The organism is Candidatus Thermoplasmatota archaeon (genome assembly GCA_022848865.1).
Classification (GTDB): domain Archaea; phylum Thermoplasmatota; class Thermoplasmata; order RBG-16-68-12; family JAGMCJ01; genus JAGMCJ01.
This window is the reverse complement of sequence record JAJISE010000024.1, coordinates 22,001-28,599: the sequence shown is the minus strand read 5'-3', so window position 1 is coordinate 28,599 and position 6,599 is coordinate 22,001. Positions and strand designations below refer to the sequence as shown.

Sequence of the window (6,599 nt, the reverse complement as noted above, 5' to 3'; positions counted from 1 at the left end):
TGGTCATCACGCCGCTGATGACGACCTCCTCAACTTGACGTTCCGCCAGGACCTCATCCAGATCCGTGCCATAGAACGCACTGTATCGATGCTTGAGAATCACCGAGTCCTCGGGCCCGGGAGCGATCGAGTCGTGTATCTCCGCTTCCTCCGTCCCCTCCAGACAGTGCTCGTCCCACCACACTCCCAGTATGCCCAGATCGGAACCGTCCGGGCTGTGAACGTGGCGCGTGTAGATTACCGGTCTCCCTTTCTCGTGGTAGTGGTCTATGAGCCTCTTCACGTTTGGGAGAATCGCGGTTCCAGAGTCCAAGAGCGATGCGACCCTCGAGCCCAGGAAGAACTTCTGCATGTCTATGACGAGGAGCGCGGAGCGCTCCACTCCTACAGGGGACCTGTGGACATTGAACTTCTCGATCCTCGTCAACCATTCGTCTGACTTCTCTCTCAGATTCTGGGGAGTGACCCTTGCAGTTCTGCCTCGAGCTGCCAATATCTCACGTCCTCCGTTCACGCATCCGCTGGTCACCTATCCTCGGCCTGGGCTAGGAGGCCGTGCGGTCAATGCGAAGGGCAACGCTGGGTGGATAGACTTGTCCCAGATGTCCGGAGCGATTACTTCGGCTTCTTCGTAATCACGATGTTTACGAGCATCGCGTTCGGCAGAGTGATCTGATCGCCCGAAGCCGTCTTCAGGACGGTGGCGTACCTGCCCACCAGGAGCACGGTCCCGCTGTACTCTCCCGCCGTTATCTCGTCGCCAATGCTGAGCGTCTTCGAGACGGAAGAGTAGGCGCTGACGTTCGCCGCAACATCCCTGCCGCCGATTCCAAAGGAAATCGCCAGACCCAGGCCAAGAGCCCCAATGAGAATGATGAATGTCCATATCAGAAGGGTCGTGTCGATTCCGACCAGCCCGAGCGCCATCACGATAGCTATGAAGATCACCAGCCACCTGACCAGAGTCGCGGTCGTCTCTGCCGTTAGTGGGACGTCGGCCTCCTTCATGGGCATCTCGACCTTCTGTGACAGCCAAGTTCCCAGCCAGAGGCCGCCCAGGGCAATGAGGACGGCTCCGAAGACCTTCGGCAGGTACTCGATGATCAGCGTAACGAACGCAGCGATATTCGGCATATCAAGGTACTCTAAGGTCATGGCAACGAAGAAGAGGAACACGAACCAGAAGATCAGCAGACCCAATATGTCCGGCAGTCCTCGGAATCCTATGCTCCTGACGGTCTCCACAAGTCCTGTGTCTCTGAAGAAGTCGTCGAATCTCAGCTTGTAGAGCATCTTGACCACAAGCCACTTCACGACCTTGGACACGACGAATCCCAGGATTCTGAAGGCTATGGCCAAGAGGAGAAAGACGACGACGAACTCCCACAACCACTTCATCCCGTTCCAAGTCCACTCTATTATTTCAGCAAATATATCAGCCAATTTCCCACCTCCTCAAAGGTGCATCCCGAAAGGTTCGGCGATATAATTACTTCCGCTCTTATAAATGTATCTGAGAGCCGGGATGAACGCCTATTCGGAGAGCACAATGGCGCCTCGCGGGCACTCCTCCGCGCACACAGTGCACCCCTCGCATTTCTCGTCATCAAGAAAGGCCTTGGCCGCGACGATTCTTATCGCGCCTTTTGGACACACCTTGGCGCAGAAGCCGCATCCGCCAAAACAGAGCTCATCGATCACCTTGGCCTTCATGATATCCACCCGACATCGGCTAGCTGCTTCCGGAACCCTCCCTCTCGCGCTTGAGCTCTCTTCGCCTCTCCCTCAAGTCCCCGATCTCTTCCTCCGTCTCCTCGATCGTCATGAGCATTTCCCGTTTCACCGAGTGAGCGGGGAGGTTGAGCCTCAGCTCTCTCAGTTTCATGGTAAGCTCTCTGATCCTCTGATTGATATCTTCAACCTCACCCAATAACCTCATTATGGAGAACCCTTCAGATATACCTTATGTAGTCGCGTTCCGTGAGCTTGAAGAAGACCCTTCGCCTTTCTGCGGGACAGGCACGGTGTCGATTTGTCGGGATGGTTGGAGGCTCAGCAGGAGTCTGATGAGGCAGTGTGGCGAATGCGCCACTGGAGCGGAACATGCCATCGGATCAAGTCCTACTCAACGATATTCAGCAAACCCACTGGGTCCTCGATTCCGTAGCCAACGTAATGGAGCATCGCGTTGACCCTGATCATATAGCGTCCAGGAGCAAGGGGGCCGACCGGGCGGACCGCTGAATTATACCCACGCAGTGGGATTGGTACAGGGCTTCCTGCGTCGAGAATCCAAGCGTAGCGTGCTGCCACCCATTCGGCTTCATGAAATATCTCCCCTTCTGGCATGAGGGTCAGGCCAATTGCGTAGGGTGGCCCTGGTCGCGATACCATTGGAGGGTTCGGAGGCGGGTACACCATCTCGTCTGAGTCGGGCCCGCTTACTGCGAGATCCATCATTGGTCCTTCATGGGCGACGAAGTAGAGATCGATGGGTAACTTTCCGAGGTTTCTAAGAGAGAGGCAGACACTGACTTCTTCCCAAGACTTCACTCGACCGGGGTCGACTATGACCCTCGCCTCTAGGACTCCCCTCAGATCTCGAAGCTCAAGTTTCCTGTCAGTCTCAAACGATCGGTCATACAGGATATCTCTAAGGGTAGTTCTTGCTGAGACTTTCTTCATCGACATGGTCAGACCTTTTGAAAGGTTATTGGAGACTCGATATCTCACATCTCCCCTTCAATGTATGGACTAATCCCGCTATGGACGATCGATCGTCTCCTGCGTCCTTCACCGAGAGACTCCTGTGCCTTCTTCATCAACCCTCGTAGACGACAATCGCCTCTGACCTGTTTCTGGTTTCTCTTGAGTATTGCGACCTGACTGCGATATGAACGCTCACACGATGCCCCGTCTCCTAAGCCAGTTGCAATTCTTGGCGGCCTCAAAAGTGGGAGGAAGAAATGCCCTGCCTGGTCACTCCCGCCAGTCTTTATATAATTCCACCACAATCTTCTATCGAGGTTGCGACAGTCTGTAATCTAATCCAGTGACTGTAAATCCAATGGGCTCATGGTCTAGCGGTTATGACGTCTCTCTCACACAGAGAAGGTCGCCGGTTCGAATCCGGCTGAGCCCATCACCTCCCTGCAGTCTCCATTTTGCGATTAGTCCGTAGCCTGAGCTACCGCAAATGAATGGGAGGGGAGAGGATTCTTCCTCTCCTTTAGCTGAACTCCTTCTTGGATATCGCTACCAGGATCAGGCCGATGAGCCCGAAGATGATGAATCCGGCCAGCAGGGAGAAGATTCCCCCGAGTATGGCAAGCCCGAAGTGAGTTCTTTTGATTGCGAAGATTCCGCCCAGCAGACCTATGAGGCCGAATATCAAGAATATGATGCCACATATCATGATTATGCCGGCCAAAGCGTCCGCACCAGGTACGGTCACAGGCATCATAGACTCCAAGGCTCCACCTATGGCTACTATCCATACGCCATATATGATTCCAACTAGCGCACCAATTATTATCAGAATCCCACCGATCACGGGCTTCGCTGTGTGCTCCACAACTGGGCCCATTGGATACGGAGGGGGTCCCGCAGCTTCTTGCATCATATCCATCCCTGCGCCGAAATGGACTTCCAGTATTTTATTCTTTTCCTATTATTCTTTCGAGTGAATGAAAGTGAACCAAAACCACTGGGGTACTGTCGGAGACAGCCACACGTTCCAGACCATTCTGGCTGGAGCACCTAGACCTCTTTGAGGAAATAGTCCCTGTCAGCGATCTCGTAGACGTTCGATCCCTTCTTCCAGGGTCGGAGCTTCTTCCTCTCTGCCAGCTTGGCAAGAGAAGTCGCAACGTTCTGGAGCTTCACATATTTCGACTTTATCGATTTCGGCCTCACGTACCTGAGATTCTCGTTTCTCTCTAGAGCTGTCTTTATTCTCCTGGTGACGTACATGACATTGGCTTCCGACGGCTCCGGGTAGTTCTCATCACGAAGTCTGAACTTCCTATCCTTCCCGTCGAACTCGATGTGTCCCAGCTTCAGAAGCACGAAGGGATAGCCGCTCAGGTACTCCCCCCCTCTGAAGACGTCCTGGCGAGCCTCCTCCAAGATATCGGCCAGACCGTCGATGACGTCGATGGACTCGTTCGCTCGCTCGATTATGCGGTTCACGAAGATCACGAGCCGGCGTCTGTACTCCTTGCTGTACTTCCCGGTCCTCCTGAACGTCTTGCCCAACGTCATGATTCCGCTCCCGAGCCTCCTCGCTTCTGTGAATGCCTGCCTGAATAAATATGTTCGTTTGATTCGGGAGCTCGTTCGTGTGTGATTCCGACAATGACTTGGAGATCGGAACCAAAACTGGCATCTACCACGCATCCATTGGTGTTGGAGGAAAGCACGAGAAATCGAGGGAGGAAGCGCATGGTGAGCGGACGTGAATCGGACAGAGAGATGCTATCTGGAATGCCCAAGGAAGACCTCATGGAACTCCTTTTCCTCCATCTGAGGAACCTCTTCGCCGTGGACGGTCTCTATTTCCTCGGGATAGAGGACCGGTTTGGAACCCAGACCGCCACGGAGGTCGACGCCGAGGTCTGGAGGGGGATGGGGAGGATAGAGGCGAGGAGACTGCGGAAGAGGTTCAACATCCACGGTGACGACATCGAGGCTCTCATGCATGCCATGAAGCTCTCCAGCTGGGCGTTGGACATCGAGGACAAGGAGGTTGAGGTCCACGATGACCGAGCAGTGATTCGGAACAGGAACTGCCGTGTCCAGACGACCCGCGCGAGGAAGGGCCTGGACGAATTCCCGTGCAAGGGAGTCCGCATGGGCTTCATGGAATCATTCGCGAAGGAGCTCAATCCCGATGCGGAAGTCAGATGCAACGTCTGCCCTCCTGACAAGCGTCCCGAGGATTTGTGGTGCGAATGGGAAATCGTGCTCAGAAAGCGTTAAATATCATGGAGAAAGTCGTACCTGTGTGGAATTGATGGACAAGAAAAGGCTCGTGCTGGTCGTCCTTCCCATAGTCTTTGTCGCCATACTGCTCGCGGTGTTCTACCAACTCGGCGCCCTCGCCGATGAGACGGGAACTAGATCCCCCGCGGACTACGTTGGCTCCGACTCCTGCCAGACCTGTCACGCCCCGTCCTACGCGGGCTGGTCGGCCACCCATCATCCTGATGCCTGGGACAATCTGAGCGCCTCGCCGTTGAAGGTTGAGGCGTGCGAGAAGTGTCACGTGACTGGTCACGGGGATGTGGCTCACGGAGGCTTCGACCCGACGACGGATTTGCCCGTCAGTATGAGAGGAATCCAGTGCGAAGCCTGTCACGGCCCGGGCTCGGATCACGTGATTACGGAAAACCCCGCGGACATCCAAATGAGCTATTCCGCCGCCGTGTGCGGGGCCATCTGCCATCAGGAGGAGCATCACCCATACTTCGAGGAATGGAATCAGAGCGGTCATTCCATGTCTCTCGTGAGTCTGAAGGGGGCTACTGGAGCCGCGGAGGACTCCTGTCTGGAGTGCCACTCTGCGGACTACGTTCTGGCGGACATCTCATCCAAACCCACGATTCAATCCGCCGAATACGCGGTTACGTGTGCACTGTGCCACGACCCTCACAACGCAGCGAATCCAAACCAGCTGAGATGGCCGAAAGACGAGCTCTGCGACAGGTGTCACAACCCTGATGCGGCGATTCCCGGCGATCCGATTTTTCACCCTCAGTCCTCGATGAGGGATGGTAGAAGCGGGGCACCGATACTCGGCGAGGCTTTCATGCCCGATGTTGAGTGCGCCGACTGCCACATATACATGGATAAGTCCAATAACATCACGGGACACAGTTTTGCACAGAAGCCAGAGGCGTGCGTCGAATGCCACTCCACCGTTCCGCCCATATACTCGCCCGAGCTGGCGCAGGCACAGATTGCCCAATGGAGGTCGGAGACGTGGACCAGGATCATCGAGGTGCAGAAGAAGGTCGTTCTCGCAAAGGGATCGATCGAGGACGCGCCCTCCTACGGGTTCTCAGAAGGTACCATACAGATCGCTGCCGGGTTCTACGACGAGGCGAACTACTCGCTCACCTTCGTTGTTGCAGACGGCAGTGGCGGCGCCCACAATCCCGCCTTTGTCAATGATCTGCTGAACTTCTCAGAGGAGAGGAGCGGCGACCTCATCACATTGCTGACACCTGGAACGATCATGGGAAGGGCCGTCGACACGATGGGCAATCCTGTCGAGGGTGTCACGATCGAGAAGGACGGAAGGGTCTGGGCGACCTCTAGGAGCAATGGGTCATTCCAGTTCCAATTCGCACCTGGGACGCACTCCTTCGATTTGAGGTTGAGAGGATCTCCCGTTGGAAGCATAGGGTCGGTCAGTGTCGTCAGCCAGGAGGTCTCAGACGTGGGCGATGTCGAAATCATCGAGGAGAACCTCCTCGTCCCGATCCTGATATCCCTGGGAGCCATCATACGGCTCTCGCTGATTGTCATATATCTCCTTTTCAAGAAAAAGGGCACGGGCCCGAAGGAGGAGGATCTCTAGACTCCAGTGTGGGGAT

General features: G+C 55.3%; 9 protein-coding genes and 1 tRNA gene. 3 read left to right on the top strand and 7 right to left on the bottom strand.

Going from position 1 to position 6,599, the window contains the following annotated elements:
* From LN415_06010 to LN415_05990, 5 genes are all read right to left on the bottom strand, one after another.
* A partial coding sequence (locus tag LN415_06010; GenBank protein ID MCJ2556648.1) for a cysteine hydrolase occupies window positions 1–493 on the bottom strand: 493 nt, incomplete at its 3' end.
* A 122-nt stretch (window positions 494–615) separates the two neighbouring features.
* Window positions 616–1,443, bottom strand: coding sequence for a mechanosensitive ion channel (locus LN415_06005; GenBank protein ID MCJ2556647.1), 828 nt, complete (start codon window positions 1,441–1,443; stop codon window positions 616–618).
* A gap of 90 nt (window positions 1,444–1,533) precedes the next feature.
* Window positions 1,534–1,713, bottom strand: a complete 180-nt coding sequence (locus LN415_06000; GenBank protein MCJ2556646.1) for a 4Fe-4S binding protein — start codon at window positions 1,711–1,713, stop codon at window positions 1,534–1,536.
* A 19-nt stretch (window positions 1,714–1,732) separates the two neighbouring features.
* Complete coding sequence (locus LN415_05995) at window positions 1,733–1,885, bottom strand: hypothetical protein (GenBank protein MCJ2556645.1); 153 nt, start codon at window positions 1,883–1,885, stop codon at window positions 1,733–1,735.
* A gap of 236 nt (window positions 1,886–2,121) precedes the next feature.
* Complete coding sequence (locus LN415_05990; protein ID MCJ2556644.1) at window positions 2,122–2,691, bottom strand: hypothetical protein; 570 nt, start codon at window positions 2,689–2,691, stop codon at window positions 2,122–2,124.
* A gap of 378 nt (window positions 2,692–3,069) precedes the next feature.
* Here LN415_05990 and LN415_05985 point away from each other — a divergent pair.
* Window positions 3,070–3,142: transfer RNA gene (locus LN415_05985), tRNA-Val, on the top strand.
* Between the two features lie 87 nt (window positions 3,143–3,229).
* Here LN415_05985 and LN415_05980 read toward each other — a convergent pair.
* Together LN415_05980 and LN415_05975 are read right to left on the bottom strand one after the other, a co-directional pair.
* The gene (locus tag LN415_05980; protein ID MCJ2556643.1) at window positions 3,230–3,472 is read right to left on the bottom strand and encodes a hypothetical protein; all 243 of its coding nucleotides are present in this window, start codon (window positions 3,470–3,472) and stop codon (window positions 3,230–3,232) included.
* Window positions 3,473–3,759: 287 nt separating this feature from the next.
* Window positions 3,760–4,263, bottom strand: coding sequence for a hypothetical protein (locus tag LN415_05975; protein MCJ2556642.1), 504 nt, complete (start codon window positions 4,261–4,263; stop codon window positions 3,760–3,762).
* A gap of 180 nt (window positions 4,264–4,443) precedes the next feature.
* Between LN415_05975 and LN415_05970 the strand changes: the two genes are divergently transcribed.
* Together LN415_05970 and LN415_05965 are read left to right on the top strand one after the other, a co-directional pair.
* Window positions 4,444–4,980, top strand: coding sequence for a DUF6125 family protein (locus LN415_05970; protein ID MCJ2556641.1), 537 nt, complete (start codon window positions 4,444–4,446; stop codon window positions 4,978–4,980).
* Window positions 4,981–5,014: 34 nt separating this feature from the next.
* Window positions 5,015–6,583: an ammonia-forming cytochrome c nitrite reductase subunit c552 gene (locus LN415_05965; GenBank protein ID MCJ2556640.1), complete on the top strand. Its 1,569-nt coding sequence runs from the start codon at window positions 5,015–5,017 to the stop codon at window positions 6,581–6,583.
* Window positions 6,584–6,599: the final 16 nt, after the last annotated feature.